The sequence below is a fragment of the Spiroplasma endosymbiont of Polydrusus formosus genome, from assembly GCF_964263245.1.
Taxonomy (GTDB): Bacteria; Bacillota_I; Bacilli_A; order Mycoplasmatales; family Mycoplasmataceae; genus Spiroplasma.
Genome location: NZ_OZ181656.1, coordinates 919,158 through 936,570 on the forward strand (window position 1 = coordinate 919,158; position 17,413 = coordinate 936,570).

The 17,413-nt window shown below is 22.6% G+C and carries 15 protein-coding genes and 2 pseudogenes; 5 read left to right on the forward strand and 12 right to left on the reverse strand.

Features of this window, described 5'->3' with window-relative positions; genetic code table 4:
* Window positions 1–20: 20 nt before the first annotated feature.
* The 3 genes from atpD (at window position 21) to ACE38S_RS04860 (ending at window position 2,405) form a co-directional block, all read left to right on the forward strand.
* On the forward strand, window positions 21–1,418 hold the full coding sequence (atpD, locus tag ACE38S_RS04850; RefSeq protein ID WP_374696632.1) for a F0F1 ATP synthase subunit beta: 1,398 nt from the start codon (window positions 21–23) through the stop codon (window positions 1,416–1,418).
* 1 nt (window position 1,419) lies between these two features.
* A complete protein-coding gene (locus ACE38S_RS04855; protein ID WP_374696633.1) occupies window positions 1,420–1,683 on the forward strand; it encodes a FoF1 ATP synthase subunit delta/epsilon in 264 nt (87 codons plus the stop codon).
* Between the two features lie 437 nt (window positions 1,684–2,120).
* Complete coding sequence (locus ACE38S_RS04860) at window positions 2,121–2,405, forward strand: hypothetical protein (protein WP_374696634.1); 285 nt, start codon at window positions 2,121–2,123, stop codon at window positions 2,403–2,405.
* A gap of 312 nt (window positions 2,406–2,717) precedes the next feature.
* Here ACE38S_RS04860 and ACE38S_RS04865 read toward each other — a convergent pair whose 3' ends face one another.
* The 12 genes and pseudogenes from ACE38S_RS04865 to ACE38S_RS04920 form a co-directional block, all read right to left on the reverse strand.
* Window positions 2,718–2,930 carry a hypothetical protein gene (locus ACE38S_RS04865; RefSeq protein WP_374696635.1) on the reverse strand — a complete coding sequence of 71 codons (213 nt, stop codon included), beginning with the start codon at window positions 2,928–2,930 and terminating at the stop codon, window positions 2,718–2,720.
* A gap of 153 nt (window positions 2,931–3,083) precedes the next feature.
* On the reverse strand, window positions 3,084–3,215 hold the full coding sequence (locus ACE38S_RS04870; RefSeq protein WP_374697145.1) for a spiroplasma phage ORF1-like family protein: 132 nt from the start codon (window positions 3,213–3,215) through the stop codon (window positions 3,084–3,086).
* A gap of 826 nt (window positions 3,216–4,041) precedes the next feature.
* Window positions 4,042–4,374: pseudogene (locus ACE38S_RS04875) on the reverse strand (hypothetical protein).
* A gap of 76 nt (window positions 4,375–4,450) precedes the next feature.
* Window positions 4,451–5,299 carry a 16S rRNA (adenine(1518)-N(6)/adenine(1519)-N(6))-dimethyltransferase RsmA gene (gene rsmA / locus ACE38S_RS04880; protein ID WP_374696636.1) on the reverse strand — a complete coding sequence of 283 codons (849 nt, stop codon included), beginning with the start codon at window positions 5,297–5,299 and terminating at the stop codon, window positions 4,451–4,453.
* Between the two features lie 958 nt (window positions 5,300–6,257).
* On the reverse strand, window positions 6,258–6,554 hold the full coding sequence (locus ACE38S_RS04885) for a hypothetical protein (RefSeq protein WP_374696637.1): 297 nt from the start codon (window positions 6,552–6,554) through the stop codon (window positions 6,258–6,260).
* Between the two features lie 1,846 nt (window positions 6,555–8,400).
* Window positions 8,401–9,243: a hypothetical protein gene (locus ACE38S_RS04890; RefSeq protein WP_374696638.1), complete on the reverse strand. Its 843-nt coding sequence runs from the start codon at window positions 9,241–9,243 to the stop codon at window positions 8,401–8,403.
* Entirely contained in the window at window positions 9,233–9,955 is a 723-nt protein-coding gene (locus tag ACE38S_RS04895) for a hypothetical protein (RefSeq protein ID WP_374696639.1), read from the reverse strand. Before ACE38S_RS04895 ends, ACE38S_RS04890 begins: the two co-directional genes overlap by 11 nt.
* Window positions 9,883–10,125 (reverse strand): hypothetical protein, encoded by a 243-nt coding sequence (locus tag ACE38S_RS04900; protein WP_374696640.1) that lies wholly within the window; start codon window positions 10,123–10,125, stop codon window positions 9,883–9,885. Before ACE38S_RS04900 ends, ACE38S_RS04895 begins: the two co-directional genes overlap by 73 nt.
* 137 nt (window positions 10,126–10,262) lie before the next feature.
* Window positions 10,263–11,000: a hypothetical protein gene (locus ACE38S_RS04905; protein WP_374696641.1), complete on the reverse strand. Its 738-nt coding sequence runs from the start codon at window positions 10,998–11,000 to the stop codon at window positions 10,263–10,265.
* A 3-nt stretch (window positions 11,001–11,003) separates the two neighbouring features.
* Complete coding sequence (locus tag ACE38S_RS04910; protein WP_374696642.1) at window positions 11,004–12,395, reverse strand: hypothetical protein; 1,392 nt, start codon at window positions 12,393–12,395, stop codon at window positions 11,004–11,006.
* Entirely contained in the window at window positions 12,388–12,666 is a 279-nt protein-coding gene (locus tag ACE38S_RS04915; protein WP_338954802.1) for a hypothetical protein, read from the reverse strand. The genes ACE38S_RS04910 and ACE38S_RS04915 overlap by 8 nt, the downstream gene beginning before the upstream one ends.
* Window positions 12,666–13,481, reverse strand: coding sequence for a PBSX family phage terminase large subunit (locus ACE38S_RS04920; RefSeq protein WP_374696643.1), 816 nt, complete (start codon window positions 13,479–13,481; stop codon window positions 12,666–12,668). Before ACE38S_RS04920 ends, ACE38S_RS04915 begins: the two co-directional genes overlap by 1 nt.
* A gap of 55 nt (window positions 13,482–13,536) precedes the next feature.
* Here ACE38S_RS04920 and ACE38S_RS04925 point away from each other — a divergent pair.
* Window positions 13,537–14,521 (forward strand): annotated as a pseudogene (locus tag ACE38S_RS04925) (IS30 family transposase).
* A gap of 1,226 nt (window positions 14,522–15,747) precedes the next feature.
* Window positions 15,748–16,005, forward strand: coding sequence for a hypothetical protein (locus ACE38S_RS04930; RefSeq protein ID WP_374696644.1), 258 nt, complete (start codon window positions 15,748–15,750; stop codon window positions 16,003–16,005).
* Window positions 16,006–17,413 lie beyond the last annotated feature (1,408 nt).

The following is a 17,413-nucleotide window of genomic DNA, read 5'->3' on the forward strand; positions in this document are numbered from 1 at the left end:
ATTAAGAGGTGGTTAATAAAATGGAGAAAAATGGAAAAGTAGTACAGGTCTTGGGGCCTGTTGTTGATGTACGTTTTGCCGAAGAATATTTACCAGAATTATATAATGCAATTACGCTTGATAATAATGGGGTAAATTTAGTATTAGAAGTTGTCCAACATATTGGTGATGACACAGTGCGAGCAATTGCGCTAGGTCCAACCGAAGGAATGGTCCGGGGAATGGTGGCTATTGATACAAAAGCACCAATTACAGTTCCGGTTGGGGAAGAGGTTTTAGGAAGAATGTTTAATGTTCTTGGAGAAGCAATTGATGAAAAACCACAACCTAAAACAAAAATAATGCGACCAATTCACCGTGAAGCACCATCATATGAAGAGCAACAAACAACAGCGGAAATTTTGGAAACAGGAATTAAAGTTGTTGATTTATTGGTTCCCTTTGCAAAGGGAGGAAAAATTGGTTTATTTGGGGGAGCTGGTGTTGGAAAAACAGTTATAGTTCAAGAACTAATTAATAATGTGGCAAAAGCGCATGGGGGAATTTCTGTTTTTGCTGGCGTTGGTGAACGAACTCGGGAAGGTAATGATTTGTATTATGAAATGATTGAAGCTGGGGTTATTGATAAAACTGCATTAGTTTTTGGTCAAATGAATGAAACACCCGGAGCTCGTATGCGAGTTGCTTTAACTGGTTTAACAATCGCTGAATACTTCCGTGATGATAAAAATCAAGATGTTTTATTATTTATTGATAATATTTTTCGCTTTACACAAGCTGGTTCTGAAGTATCCGCATTATTAGGGCGAATGCCATCTGCGGTTGGTTATCAACCAACCTTAGCAATCGAAATGGGGGCCTTACAAGAACGGATTACGTCAACAAAAAAAGGTAGTATTACCTCGGTTCAAGCAGTTTACGTTCCGGCGGATGATTTAACTGATCCCGCTCCAGCAACAACTTTTACCCATTTAGATGCGAAAGTTGTTTTAGATCGAGAAATTTCCTCATTAGGAGTTTATCCCGCGGTTGACCCCTTAGGAAGTTCATCACGGTTATTAGATCCTTTAGTGGTTGGTGAAGAACATTACGAGGTTGCCCGGGGAGTGCAAGAAATCTTACAAAAGTTTAAAGAATTACAATCAATTATCGCAATTTTAGGAATGGATGAATTATCGGATGAAGATAAAATTGATGTTGCTAGAGCACGAAAAATTCGAAACTTTTTATCGCAGCCATTCTTTGTTGCTGAAAAGTTTTTGGGAAAATCCGGAAAATATGTCCCCGTCGCGGAAACAATTCGCGCTTTTAAAGAAATTTTAGCGGGAAAATATGATGACTTACCAGAGCAAGCATTCTTATACGTTGGAACAATTGATGAAGTTGTTGAAGTTGCGTCAGTTTTAAAACATAGTTAAAATGGCAAATCAAATTGGTTTAAAAATTATTACACCTCATGGTGTTGCTGTTAATTGTTTGGTTGATATTGTAACAGTAAAAACAATTACGGGATATATGGGGATTTTGTATGGCCATATTTCACTTGTATCAACAATTGTTCCATCGGAAATTGCATATAAAATTAATAACAAAGAATATAAGTTAAGTATTGCTGGTGGAATTTTACAAGTTGAACATGAATTTGTTAAAATTCTTACCGATGAAGTTGATAGTATTTCTTAGAAAATAAAACAAAAAATCTCTTAAAGGATATTTTTGTTTTATTATTCTTATATTATGGGGTTAAAAATGTGTTATTACAATTACAATTTACAAAAATATGATTGTATGTATTTTTCATATGAACTAAATTAAAATTCATTAATATGATTTGTAATTAAAATATAATTTAAAAATTCGTATATAATAATACATAATTCAATATTTTTTATATTAAAAATATTCATTAAAATTTTTCTTATATTATTTGCTTTTAATTTACTAATTGGACATGTTTCAATAAGTTGGACTATATTTATGTGGACTTTCAAATAAAATATAATTATGAAGAAAGTAAGAATATAAAAATAGGAAGAAATTCATCGTTATATTAATTTAAAAAAATTGTTTTAATTTATCAAAATGGCAAAACCATTCTTGAAATTTTTAAGGAATATAAGGTGTCAAAATCATCTGTATATCAGTGAATTGAAAAATTTCATAATTCTGGATTTTTTAAAGCAAAAGATAATCGCACTGTTGAAAAAATGAACTTTGATTGCCTTGCGAAAAGAATTAATCTAATTACAAATGAAAAACAACCTTTTAAAGCAAGCGTCGCTGATAATTGGCAAAAAATAGAAATTATTAACAATAATAAAAATATTGGGAGTGTTGCATATAAACGGGTATTATTAAATTTATTTAAAAACAATAAAATTTTTTATTTTATAAAAATGAAATAACAAAAAAAATAAAAATACAAAGAATAATTTAATAATTTGATATACTAAAAAATAGTTTAAAAACTAAGATTAAATTATTTTAAATTAACTAAAATTAAATATCATAATTTTTAAATATAAAATTTTTTTAAATATTGAAAAAGAAAATGTTTTATTACCATATTATAAACAAGATTTTAAAACTATTGAAATATCACTTTCAGCAGATACTCCAATATTTCACTCTTTATTTTGATTTAAAAAACCATTTTTTATATCTTGAATTGTAAATATATTTAGAGCGTTTTATTTAATATTTTGTATTAAATCTAATTAATTTTTATAATTTAATAATTTTATTAGCATTGAATTTATTTTCAATGCTATTTTATTTAAATCATCTTGATAAAATATTGATAAATCTATTCCTTTCGGTAAACTTTGTCTCAAAATTTCATTATTATTTTCGTTTAATTCTTTTTGGATAGAACAACCAACATTAGCAAAATCAACTTTTATTTTATAAATATTTTTAAGTTTTTTCACTTATTAAATTCTTTACCACGATCAAATATAATTGTTTTTATTGTACCAGGTGGTTTTTGTTTAAAATAAATTTTATTATACTTTCTATGACATCTTTGCTTTTGATACTATTAGTTACTAGCGTTGGTGTTTTATAACGTATATCAGCTAAAGTTATAATTTGTGCGCTGGTTCATCATATATGACGCAAATAGAAATACCCATTGAATAACTATACTTTAAAAAATCTAAATATCATTTATTATTATAAGTTAATGACTTTGATGTTTTTAATGTTATGTTAATAAAGTAATATGTTTACGAATAGTTTTCAAAGAAACTACTGCGTAAAAACATTTGTATTAATAAAATCAAGTTTCATTCATTCCAGTTTGTTTGTTGATTAACATTATAAGTTTGTTGATTTAACAGTTTAAATGCTGTTAAAGTAATAAAAGGAATAATTAAACCCAAAAAACATAAAATTACTAATGAAAATAAATAATAATTACTTACGCATTATTATTTACCACCTTATTTTTTTATTTTCTTTTATTAATTTGATAATTTGATTAAACAAATAATCATAAAAAATAATGAATTATTAAAATATATCATAATATATCAAATCATAAACCATAAATTATATAACCATTTATATCAGAATATTTTTCTTTTAATTATTCAATCGTTGAAACTGTATCTAATAAAAATATAAGTATTAATTAAAAACTTATAATAAGATACAAAATTAAATCAAATCAAAAAATAAATAAACCATTTTTATGTTTCCTTTAATTTTTATTATCCATAATTTCAACTCCTAACTATACAATGTTTTTGAAAAAATAAACCCAACTATATATAAATTTGATATTGTTAACATTAAATGATGACTAAATAAAATTGCCATTTTACAAATAAAAAAAGTAAAAAAGTATCTTAGTTATATAAATCCATAATAATATTTTTTGCTAATGTTAATTGATTAATAATCACAGTAATAAAATCAGTACAAAAAATAGCTATCGCTGCAACTAATAAAACTAATCTAATAATTATTTATTCACTATCCGATATCTTTGTTCTCTTGTTCTTTTGTTTTTGCTTGTTTTGTTAAAATAGATAATTGTTATTTATTACGATTAATTTTAAACTGTTTATGTTTTTTAATGTGTTTTTGTATACCTTGTTTAGTATCATAAACACCACGATCAATCTAATAATAAATATTTTATACACCACTTTGTGTTGTTGAACCTAATTCATTATATTGAATTATAGTACCTTGTATTGCATAAATATATAATTTAAAAACCATAAAAAAGATAATAAAATAAATAATCATCGTATTTGTCATAGGTAATTTAGTATTTCAAATAACATCAAAAATAAACAAAAATACATCAAAAATAAAACTAAAAACCTTATCTCAATTACTATTTTCTGATAACAAATTAATCATTTTTACTACAACCTTTTTGTTTTTGTGAAAAACTTCTAAGGTTAAATTAAACTTACCATATGACTTTATTTTCATTTTACAATTCCCTTTTAATTTGTTTAACTTCATTATATAAAATATAAAAATCATTTAAACTTAAATTTTCAGAACGTAAATTTAAAAAATAATGTAATTTCAATAAAACATCTGATGCTAAGGTTTTATCATTAACAATGCCTGCTAAATTATTTAAAATTGTTTTTCGTTTTGTTGCAAACATCATTCGAACAAAATTAATAAATTCTTCTTCATCATTTAAACTTAGATATTTTTTATTTAATTTAAATTTTAAAACAACACTATCAACTTTTGGAGCAGGCATAAAATTATTTCGTCCAACTAAACTAATTTTTTCAATATCACTATAGAACTGACAAAAAACCGAAAAGCTATTATAAGCCTTTGAATTTGGTTGTGCCATAATTCGTTCCCCAACTTCTTTTTGCATCATTAAAATAATTTCTGTTACTTTTGGATTTTTTATTTTTAATAATTTAAAAATAATTGGTGAAGTAATATAATAAGGAATATTAGAAATAATACTAATTGGATTATTATCGAAAAATTCTATTAAAAATAATTTCTCTAAATCAAGATTCAAAATATCATCCTCAATAACTTTTAAGTTTTGATCTTTAAATTTTATTGTTAAGTATTTTGTTAAATCCGAATCAACTTCAACACAGACAAGTTTATTTGCTTTTGCCAAAATATAACTTGTCAAGGCTCCCATCCCAGGACCAATTTCTAAAATATTTGTTTTTGGTAAATTAAAGGCACTGTCAACAATTAAATTAATAAAGTAAGGATTTGTTAAAAAATTTTGCCCTTTACTTTTCTTGGTAACAAGACCTTCTGTTTGCATTTCTTGATTTTGTTTTTTCATTATTTCTCCTCTAAAATATTAATTAAATATTTGGCTGGTAATATTCATATATTTTAGTCATTTAAAAGTTGTTTTATTATTAGTTGGAATTAAATTATTATGGCTCTGTGTATATACAGACAGCAAATTTATATCTTATTAAATTAATAATAAAATATTTTTAATAAATTGCAACCATTTTTTCAAAAAAATATTTTTTTGTTATTTTATTTCATTTTAAGTACATTAAAGCACACTAAAAATAATTTATTAGTTTTTAAAAATTAATAATTTTAATTAATATTTCCTAAATTGTAAATATATTTGGGACACTTTATTGAATATTTTATATTAAATCCAATGAATTTTTATAATTTAATGATTTTCTTGGTATTAAATTTATTTTCAATGTTATTTTATTTAAATAATCTTGAGAAAATATTGATAAATCTATTCATTTTGGTAAACTTTTTCTCAAAATTTCATTATTTTTCGTTCTAATTATTTTTGGATAGAAAAACCAACATTAGCAAAATAAACTTTTATTTTATAAATATTTTTAAGTTTTTTCACTTATTAAATTCTTTACCACGATCAAATGTAATTGTTTTTATTGTACCAGGTGGTTTGTTTAAAATAAATTTTATTATACTTTCTATGACATCTTTGCTTTTGATACTATTAGTTATTAGCTATATTGATTTTTTAGATCATATATCAGCTAAGGTTATAATTGTTGTTTTATGGTTTTTACCAACTATAGTATCTCCTTATAGATGACAAAAGACATTTATTGCTTTGATATTTGGAAATTCAATATTACGTTCAATAATTGTTCGACAATTATTAACTTTTCTGTGGTTTTCTGTTTTATTATGTGGTTTATGTTTACCTTTTCTTAATAAATTTTTTTATTAAAATTATAACGAGAAAAGGTAAACATATTATATATAAGGTATTTGAACAGATAAAATTTTTGTTAATATTTCTTTATATTTGTAATAGTATCTAGTGAATATTGTTCATAATTAACTAAATAATTAATAATTTCGAGGTAAATTTTATTTAATGTTTTTGTTTGCAACAAGATTTTTTTGTCTTTATTACTATTTTCATAAATTTCAATTGGGTTTAAACCAATAATCAACATTTTATAAATTTTATGGACAGTTATTTTACTTTGATTTATTTCATAAACTGTTTTTCTGATTGAATAATTAAAATTTTGATATTGTTGAATTGAAATTAATTTTTCTATTGTGATTTTTTGATACATTGTGTTATTTATCCTTTTTTAAATTTGGATTTTAACACAATATTTTTGTTTGTTTAACTGTCCCATTTAATTTTACAACTCAGGATTATTATAATTTACAGTCGCATAAATTATTTAATGGTTTTAATTAATATCCTAGAAATTGTGAAATAAAATACCACTTAATTATTTTAAATAATAATATTTTTATATTTTATTGTCAATACATTTTTGGGGGCGCTGTGTAGATACAAACGGCAAATTTATATATTGTTAAATTATTCACCAAATAATCCTTTTAATAAAAGGATTTATAAAAAAAATCATTTATTTTGTGTAAGTAAAACAGTAAAAAATCTGTTTTTATGATAAAAGTTCTAAATTTAAAGATACCATCCGATCAATAATGCAAATAAATTTATGTTTTTAACAATAAAAAACAATCTTACAATAATTGTTTTTTATTGGTTAATCGCACAGGACACGCCTAATAAAACTTATAAAAATATATGATAACTTTTTCAAATTATTATCACCATCATAGAATAAAAATAAATAATGTCAATTAAATAATTAAAATAATCTACCTTTATTAAGCATTTTAAATGTCATGTAATGGATAATAATTTATATTAATTATTTATTTGCCTAATTGTAAAGTTAAGTGCAAGTATAATTTAGCATTTTATATTAATTATAAAAATAATAAAATAATCGCGAGCCCATTTATATTAATAAAAACATAATTACAATAATAATTATAGTTTTCCTACCTTTCTAAAATAAAATTAAAAGTGCTTATATATATAATATCAAATAAATCTTGATAAATAAATAAATAAAAAGTTTCAAGATAAGAAAGAATAATAAAAAAATGAAAAGACTTTTAAGTTTATTAAGTATATTAACAATTAGTTTAAATGTAGCGCTGGTTGTAATTTCTACCAATCCTTATCAAAAAAATATTTAGAAAATAAAAATATTATAAATGGTGAAATTAATTTTTTGAAAAAAATTAATTTAGAAAAATTAAATAAAAATAAAAGAAAAAACAAAGCAACAATGAAAATAATAAAATAAATAGAACAAAAATTGTTATTACAACAAATTATTGAATCCAATCTTCTGGTGTGGTGTTAAATAATAAATTATATGTTGGTTCAAATGATCGTAATGTTTATGAATATGAACCAATAACAAACCAACAAAAAATTGTTATTGCGACAAATGGGATGGTTTAATCTTCAGAAGTGGTATGACAAAATAAAATTTATTTTGACTCAGATGGTCATAATGTATATGAATATATAACAAATAATAAACAAAATTTATATAATGTTATTACAAATACCTGATTATGGAAATTAAAGAATAGTAATCAACAAACTATTTTAAATTATTTAAATTATTTAAACAATAATTTAAATATATAATAATTATAAATAATTAATATAACAAATAATTCGGCAATAATTAAAGCAAAAGTAAATAATACTAAATTTATTGGTGAAAATATAGTATATTATAAAATAAATAATCAAAAAAAAATAAGATTATTAACTTTAATAAATTAATAAAAAGAGCTATTTTTTAACATTTCGTGATAAAAATCACTACTTTCTTTTTTTTAAAAAAATAAAAGATATTAATATAGATAATTTAAATTTTGATAATGTTGAGGTAACGAGAAACAAATATTTAAATTAAAACTTTGATTTCAAAATCATTTGTTTTACTACAAAATAATGCAAAAACAATTATTCAATTAAAAAAATAAAAATACCAAATGTTAATATGCTAAATTATACTTGTAAGCGCAAGTATAATTTAGCATTATTTTATAAGAACTAATAAATTTATCAATACTTTAAATTGTTGGGTCAATTTGTTTTAAATAAATCTCAAATTCACAATTTGAATAGTATGTATTATTTTCATCAAAATAATTATGAGTGGCTTTATCATAAGGTTTGGATATTTGAACACAGTTACTATGATAAAGTGCTGAAAATAACATCTCAACTTCTTGATTTCCACTTAAAATATCTTTGGTATAAGTTTTATAGTTATATGAAATTGGCGGAAGAATATATTGCGGATAATTAAATGTTGGTATTTCATAATCATGTGGTAATAGAAAACTAGTTTTATAATTAGTTGTCATATCGCGTAAATAATTATTTAATACACTTTTTGTTTTACCACGAAAACTTCATACTGATAATCTTAAATAATCTTCTTCATTATTTGTATATGGGTTATCAGCATAAAAGATAATTTCAAAATTACCTTTATATAATGTTTGGATTGAAAACATATCAATTATATAACTACAATTTGTTCCATCGGGTGTTTGTAAAAATTCTAAATCATTATCTTTTTCACTATTACTAACTGGTGTTTGAGCATCTGCTGCTCTTGTACGTTCATTAATTAAATAAACTCGATTAGTTTTTTTATTTAATTGTTTTAGATTATATGTTGAATAAACTATATTATTTGTTGGTTTACCATCCTTAGTTAAGACAGTACCTACTAATTTATCAGTTAATAAAGTAGTAAAACCAAAGCTAGTAGCATTTGCTCCAAGAATAGCACCAACTTTATCATTACCTTGTTCTCTAAATATTTCAAATGGTAAATAACCCTTACCTTTTGAGTTTTCAGACCAAAATGCATCATTATAAAAACTATAAATATTAGCACTCATAAAACCCATTAAGTCATTGAAAATTAGGTCATGATTTTTCATTTTGGTTAATTACTCAACCTCATGGAATACCAAATGAAATAAAGTTTAAGAATTTACCAACCCCACCCGGAATAGTAAAAGGATTAAAAACTAACTTTTGCGTATAGTTTAATGGTAATACAGTAGTTTGGCGATTAATAAAATTATTCATATTTAAAATATCTCAAACATTACATGTACCCATTTTATTATATTCAATTTGAACTTGACCGACAGTATTACCAAATTCATCTTTTCTTCTAAAATATGATGATGCTTGGGTACTAATAATATTATCAACTGTGCCACCATTTACTTTTATTTTGTTTGGTGGCATTATTTTTCAATTTTTAGACCAATAAAATTTAGAATCTTTATCTTCTTTATGAATGTTTCTACCAACATTAGAATTTGTTGCTGAGGTAGTACTAGGGTCAGTTATAACAATACCTTCACTATTTTTTTTATTTCAAAAATCATATCTACTTTCCATATCTGTTTTTCAATCTTTATAACCAGTTATCATTGTTGGTTGAATACCTTGAATGTTATATCAACTTACTTCTGGTGAAGCATAAGTGTTTATTTTATCGGGTGGACAAGGATACATATTATACATTAATAAATCACGAGAATTCATAACTTTTTTATTAAATTGACCTTTAATAATTGGTCGGCCAATAACTGGCATATCAAAAAAATCGGATTACCATAAAATTTAACTGCCATTGCTCTAACACCAGGGTCTTTTAATAAAAGCTCATCTAATTCAACAATTCCTTTATTTGTTTTCTCATCATAAGTTATTTTAGGAAAGCAGTATCCTTCTCCTGGTGCTGATGTTTGTATAAATTGTCGCACAGATAAACCACTATTACTAATTTTGTCATTAATACTTGAAAAAGTAATTTCTTGTCATAAAAAACTACCATCATATGGTGAATAATAATTAATAACATTTGATGGATATAATCATTGTCTATCTTGTGGTGCAATATTTATATTACCCCACCAATATTTAATCCACGATCATTAAATACAGTATAAAAATTATAATAATCATTAATATTTAATTTATCTACATCTTCATCTAAAATTAATAAAGTATATTGTCTTTCGGTTGATTGCTGTGTAAATACTTGTTCAAATTTAGCTTCTCCAAATTGAACGGAACTCCTATCATCAATCACATAAGCATCTCAATATTTACCAACTTTAACTTCTTTTGTATAAAAATTATCAGCTTTATTATCATTATTCATAAAATAATTTAATTTATATTGATTTAAGTATTCTAACATTCTATTAATATCATAAATGTTTTCACCATTAATTAATTTTCAATAAACATTATTATTTTCATCTTTTAATTTTATAGCAAAAGGCGCCTCATTATTAGCTCATATTGTTGAATTAATTGGTTGTTTACTAAAATCATCAATTTTTAATAATTTTATTTCTTCACCTTTATATTTTTGAACTATTTTTAAACTATCTTGCCATTGAGCAATCGTACTTTCCATATTATCAAATATTCGTGAATAACTACCATAATCACTAGGCTTTGCGTTATTAGGTTTTCAACCTGTTTCAGTATCGGGAATATATGAACTATAAACATTAAAAGGAAATACCATTCAATGTCTATTATCTTTTATATTTTCTCTGATATCTATTAAAGTATCGTGGGCTTGTCTTCTTAATTCTTTCATAACCCCTGGGTTAATTCTACTCATTTTTTAATTCTCCTTAATTTCTGTTCTACCTTGTAAGGCATTTTGATTATTACCAGTTTCATCGTATTCTATTAATTTATTATTATGTTCGATTTCTTTGGCTTGCATTTTATCTTGTCATGCTTCTACTTTTTCAAAATATTTTGTTGCTTCTAATTCATCAATATTATCATATTCAGTAATGGCTCTTATTGGTTCCATTGTACCATTATCTAATCTAGCAGTAATTAATTCATTTTGTCGCATTTGGTCAACTAAACTAGCACTAATAAAATCAAATCCATAAGGACGTTCGCCTATGCCATCTCATAAACCATAATATTTTAAAACAGCATCAAACATTTTAGTATAATATTGCTTACGATATGCTTGTAAATATGCTTGTTTTTCTAAGTCTTTTGTCTTGGTTAATAATGATTGTGTTTTATTTTGGTAATTATCTGATTTATCACCAAATGGGCTAGAAAAATGACATGTTATATATACTTGTTCAATAATAGATTTTTGGTCTTCGGTATATGTTTCTAAGGTTGGTGTCCCTTGTACTACTTGTAAAGATTGTGATAATTGACCATCTACAGCTGATTGACCTGATTGAATAAAAATATCATCAAAAGCATCTTGTAATACTTTTTTATTACCTTTGTTATAGGCAGTCATTAAATCATCGTCTAATATCCCATATCAGTGCGTACGATTTGCTCATCTTTCTTTTGATTTAATATTAAAACTATCTTCTAAATCAAATTGTAATTTATAACAATTTGCCATTGTGGGTCATGGATTTAAAGTAGTTGATGTTGATAAGAATAATGGATTGGGCTCATTAATCATTTCTCAAAAAGGTACAATACCTAATTTGTTTTTAAATTCTTGTATTAATACAGGTCTAACATTATCTTCAATTTGTGTTTTGCTTTGTCCAACAACTATTTCGTTATTTTTTGGCCAACCTTTAATAACTATTTTATCTTTGGTACAAATTAAATTTAAAATAAATTCACTGTCTGATTGGTGATAATTTAATCAAATATCAGCACCTTGTTCAATTTCGTTTATTTTACTTACACGAGATATAAAGTTAAAAGGGTTAATTCATAAATCAATATTTCCATCACTAGTTTCTAATAAACCAAAAATAGTTTTACCCATTAAACTTGCTGTTAATTCATTTTTATCTAATTTTTCTTTTATTTTATAAGTTTCATATCATCAGTTTAATTTTTCTAAAATGTCTTTACGATGCGATTTAAATAAAATATCTTTACCATTTATTAATCGCATTTGATGGCGAGCAATAATATTTGCTAAATTAATTGTTCAATCATAGTTATAAAATTTTAAAACACTATTAATATCATTTAAGTTTGGTAAACTGGGGAAAGTATTATTCATGATTATTTTGCTCCTTTAATTTTAAGATAAGTGCATAATTAATAATATTTACTGTTAATAAATTTGGCTCATTTGCTAAAACTTGTACACATACTTTAATTTTTTGATATTTTTTAATATATTCGTTATATAAACTTAATTTACATATTGCGATATTATCTTTTTTTAATTCTTGACAAAGTCTTTTTTTAACTTGTCCACAAACAGACATATAAGGTCTTTTTGCATTTAATACACGCTCATCATGTATTACATAAATATCTTTTTTCATTAAGTCATTCACTCCCTTTGTTGTCATAATTTATAATCTGCTGAACTATTATGTTTAACCATTGATATTAATTCAAAGTGTAAAGCATAAAAATCACTATCAAATGTATCATCATATAAATCTAACATTCTTTCTTCTCTGGCATCTGACTTATCTTCTCATTGAATTAATTCATATTGTGTTTTACTTACAGGACATTTTTCTCATAATCATTTTAATTGGTTTGTATTTATTAACATTGTAAATGCCTCAATACGATGTCGTATTTTAAATTTTTGTTTTTGTGCTGGTTTAAATGTCATATATTGACCAAAATAATAATTATATTTTTCTCGATTTAAACTTTGTAATGTTGAATAAGCACTATCATCAACATTTATTGATATACCTTGTTGTATTAAATTAAAATATTGATTTAATTGATTATTATAAAACTCTAAAATATCTTTTACCTGTTCTAATTCAGTTTTAAATTGCTGTGTAGCATTTGAATGAGTATATTCTGTGACTTTATATGCTTTTTTATCAAATGAATTATATAGTCAAAAACTAGCGGCAGTAGTGTGTCCTTTTAGACTAGTAGCATTAGCAATATCAACACCACCTAATAATTTCGTTGGTTGAATAATATCTGTTGCTTGCATAATATCAATATATCTTGCAAAAATTGAACCACTAGTATTACCGGGCAATCCTCAACTCCACACTCTTGCTCTTTCAATATCTAATTGTTCTAATCTTAATTGTTCATTAACTTTATCTTGTGGTAATTTATAATTAAGTCTTCAACTAGAATAATGAATAATAATTTTCATATTTCATTTTTTTAATTTAATGTTATAAATAAATTAAAAGATTGGAGACAGAAAAATGCAATACTATACACATGTAAAATTTGATGAGCGATATTTGTTTAAAGATTTATTTTTATCTGATACTTGTAAAAAGAAAAATAGCACACTTAATTTATCTGAAATATCAAAACAAGCGGGGTCGTGCAGTTAATACTGTTAAAAGAGGAAATTAATAGATTTAAAAATATAGAAGATTATAATCCATATGAAGCGCAAAAAGATTATAAACAAAAGCGTAAAAAATCTATTAAAAACTACCTACATTTACAGAAGAACAACAAGAATTTTTAAATTTACGATTTAATATTTTTTGTGATTCACCAGCAGAAATTATTCAGCGATTTTTAATAAAGTTTAGTGTCAAATTTCCTTCCTGCCTTAAAACATTTTATAAATGAATTTATTTAGGTCTTTTGGGTTTGTTAAAGAAAAATTTATTAAATGGTGGCAGAAAAAATAGAACAAAGAAAAGACCTGATAATCGTGGTAAATTAAATGAAAGATTTAGGTCAATATGAGATATTGAAAATAAAGAGACTGATGTTGGTTGATTTGAAATGGATACGGTAGTTGGTAAAGACCATCAATCTAGTTGTTTAGTATTAGTTGAACAAAATAGTAAAAATTATTTTGCAATGAAATTAGAAGAAAATACTGCTAATGAAGTTTTAGAAAAACTTGAAGAATTAGTTAGAATTAATGGTTTAGTTGGAAAAATTAAAGGAATTATAACTGATAGAGGAAAAGAATTTAGTAAGTTTGAAGAAATGGAAAAGATTACTGGTTATAATGTTTATTATTGTGACCCAGGTTCACCAAAACAAAAACCCTTAATTGAAAGAATGAACCGTGAATTTAGGGAACGATACCTTAAGGGAACGGATTTTAATAATGTTACTCAACAAGAAATAGATTGAGTAATTAATGTTATAAATGAAAAATTAAGGCCTTGTTTAAATTGAAGAACATCTAAAGAAGTATTTTTAAATAATTTTAGATAATTTTATTTTAAAAATTTAATAAATTATTTTTCAGTGTGCTTAAATATGCTTAAAATAGACTAAATTTACAAATATTTTAATTTTTTTAAAAAAATAGTTGCATTTATTTTAAATGATGTTATTATCATACTAACAAGAGACAGAATTTGCTGCTTGAATTTACATAATACATTACTTAAAAATTTATTTCAAACATTAATACCAATTTTAAAACCAGTTTTTACACTTTTTAATGGATTATCATCTATTTTTGCTAATATTGGAAAAGCAATTATAACTTTTTTTTTTTTTTTTTTTAATACTTCCATTTAATTTTTTAATTAAAATTTTAAATAGTATTATATAAATAATAAATAAAGTATTAACAAGGCTAAAATATTTAACAGTTGGATTAGTAAATGTTCAAATCCCAACGTTACCATAAATTAAAAAATCAACATTACAACAATCAACTCTTAATACAAAAAATAAATAATAGTAATACATTTAATAATAATTTTATTATTAAAAATAATATGGATATTTAAGAAGCAACAAATAAAATACTTAGACAAATAGGAAATAAAATAAATAGGAGTTATCATTTTATGATAGTTAGAACATTTAAAATAAAAATAAGTAATAATTAAATTATTGACTTACAAAATACTAGTAATATATTAACCATTTTTTTAATAATGTTGGCATTGGTTTTAATTTTTTTTAAATGTTAAAAATAACTTTATTTTATAATCAAATAAAAAACATTAAATGAATTGTTTTTAAAATTATTTTTTATAAAACTTAACGCATATCAAAAATATCGTAATTTTATTGAAAAAATAAAATATGAACTCGCTAACTATTAATCATTAAAATTAAATTATGGTGATACATATAATAATAACTATAATGAAATATTATTGTAATGTATATATTAAAAATATTGGTAAAAAATAGTTAAACAAATTCAATAATTTAGAAGTTGATTTTATTTTATAACAAGTTTCTAATTGAAAAAAAGAAATTCAAATTGAATAATAATTAATTATTTATACAAGTGGTGTAAAAAAATATAATTATAAATTTGGAACATTTAAATTCAATAAGTATTTATTATCAAACAAAGAAAATAAAAAATAATAGTGATTTACTAGCAAAAGGTGAAATAATTATAAATGGTGTATCAATAAATCCACATATAAAACTTCTTAAAGATAATAAAGAAATTAGCGAGTGTAAAATTTATGAAACAATCAAGGAAAACAAAGCAATTATTATTAATACGACTACCGGTAATCAAAAAAATTATAAAAGTTATTAAATATAAAAACAACAAAATTAAACAAGAAATTAATATTTATGAAAAACAAGACTTTAATTTAAATACATTTTTTACAATACCAATAGTAGAATATAAAATTAAATACTTTAATGATCTACCAAAATCAAAATTAGCAGGTATTTTAGAAATAAAATACTATGAAGAATATTTATCAATTTAAGTATTTTAATATTAATATTTTTTCACAAATTAATTTACCATTTTAAAGACAATAGTATTGTTGAAAATCATAATATTTATAAAGATATTTGTGTTTTACAAGTTTCAAAATTTACATTAAATAAAAATAATATAAACACCATTATTGGTGGTTGTGTTTATATAATCAATAATTTTAATCAAAAAATATATTTAGGAACAATAACAAATATCGAAAATATTAAATAAAATAAATCTTATATAGTTAGTTGTAAGCTAATAATTGGAATATTTTATTTTAAAATATTAATTAACAATTTTATAAATGAAATTGCTTGAAATTATTTATATAGAAATTTTTATTTTTATCTTTAAAAGATAGTTATTTAAAAGAATTTTATGATAATAACTTAATATTAACTAATAAATCAGACAATAGTAAATATACATTTATACAAAAAAATCAATCAGAAATAAGTTTTTTATTTTTATAAAATTATTTATAATCAAACAAGAAATTATTTAACTTTTGAATTAGATATCAAAAATAAAAAAATTAATATAACTTTTAATTCATCAAACAACGAAAATTATTATTTAAAAGATAACATTAATGATATTTATAATTTAAAAATAGATGTTTTTTATAAACAAGCAATTAATAAATTATATATTTATGATTAAAATAATAACTTTAAGTAAATATCATCTTTACTTAAAAATAATGGAAATTATTAATAATAAAACATTAGAAAATTTAAATAAAATTTAAAATATCTTAAATAGTAAAATTTCTGTATAAACATTATAAATTACATTTTAATTTAAAAAGATAACATTATATTTAATGAAAAATGCTCAAATTAGTACTAAAATTAACAAAATAAATTATGAATAAGTTTATTTTATAAAAATAAAAAATAAAAAAGATTCTATAAAAAATTGCCCCACTTTCTATATCTGGTAATTGAAATAAAGAACAAATTTTTTGATTTATACATGAAATTGGTTTGCTGGGTTAAAAAAATAATTTCTTATCAAAACAATGAAAATACTTGAAATGAAATATCAAAATATAATATTTTTAATTTAAATAAGTTTTTATAATTAGAAAAATTTACAATAGAATCGCAACCAGAATTAAAAAATTTATCTGATGTTAAAAAATATATTGAAAATATTAAAAATAAAAAAATATTAAAAATATAATTTTACCTATTATAAATAAAACTGCTAAATTAGATAAAAAATTAATATCTTTGATTATGCTAAACAATAATTACAACAAAGCAAATATTCGCACGTCATAGAATTTGATATTAATAAAAATACAAATATTTTAGATTTAAACAAAATAAAATTAGGCGATAAATTTATTTTATATTTTAATAGCAAAGAATATGAAACAATATTATCTGCAATTAAATATG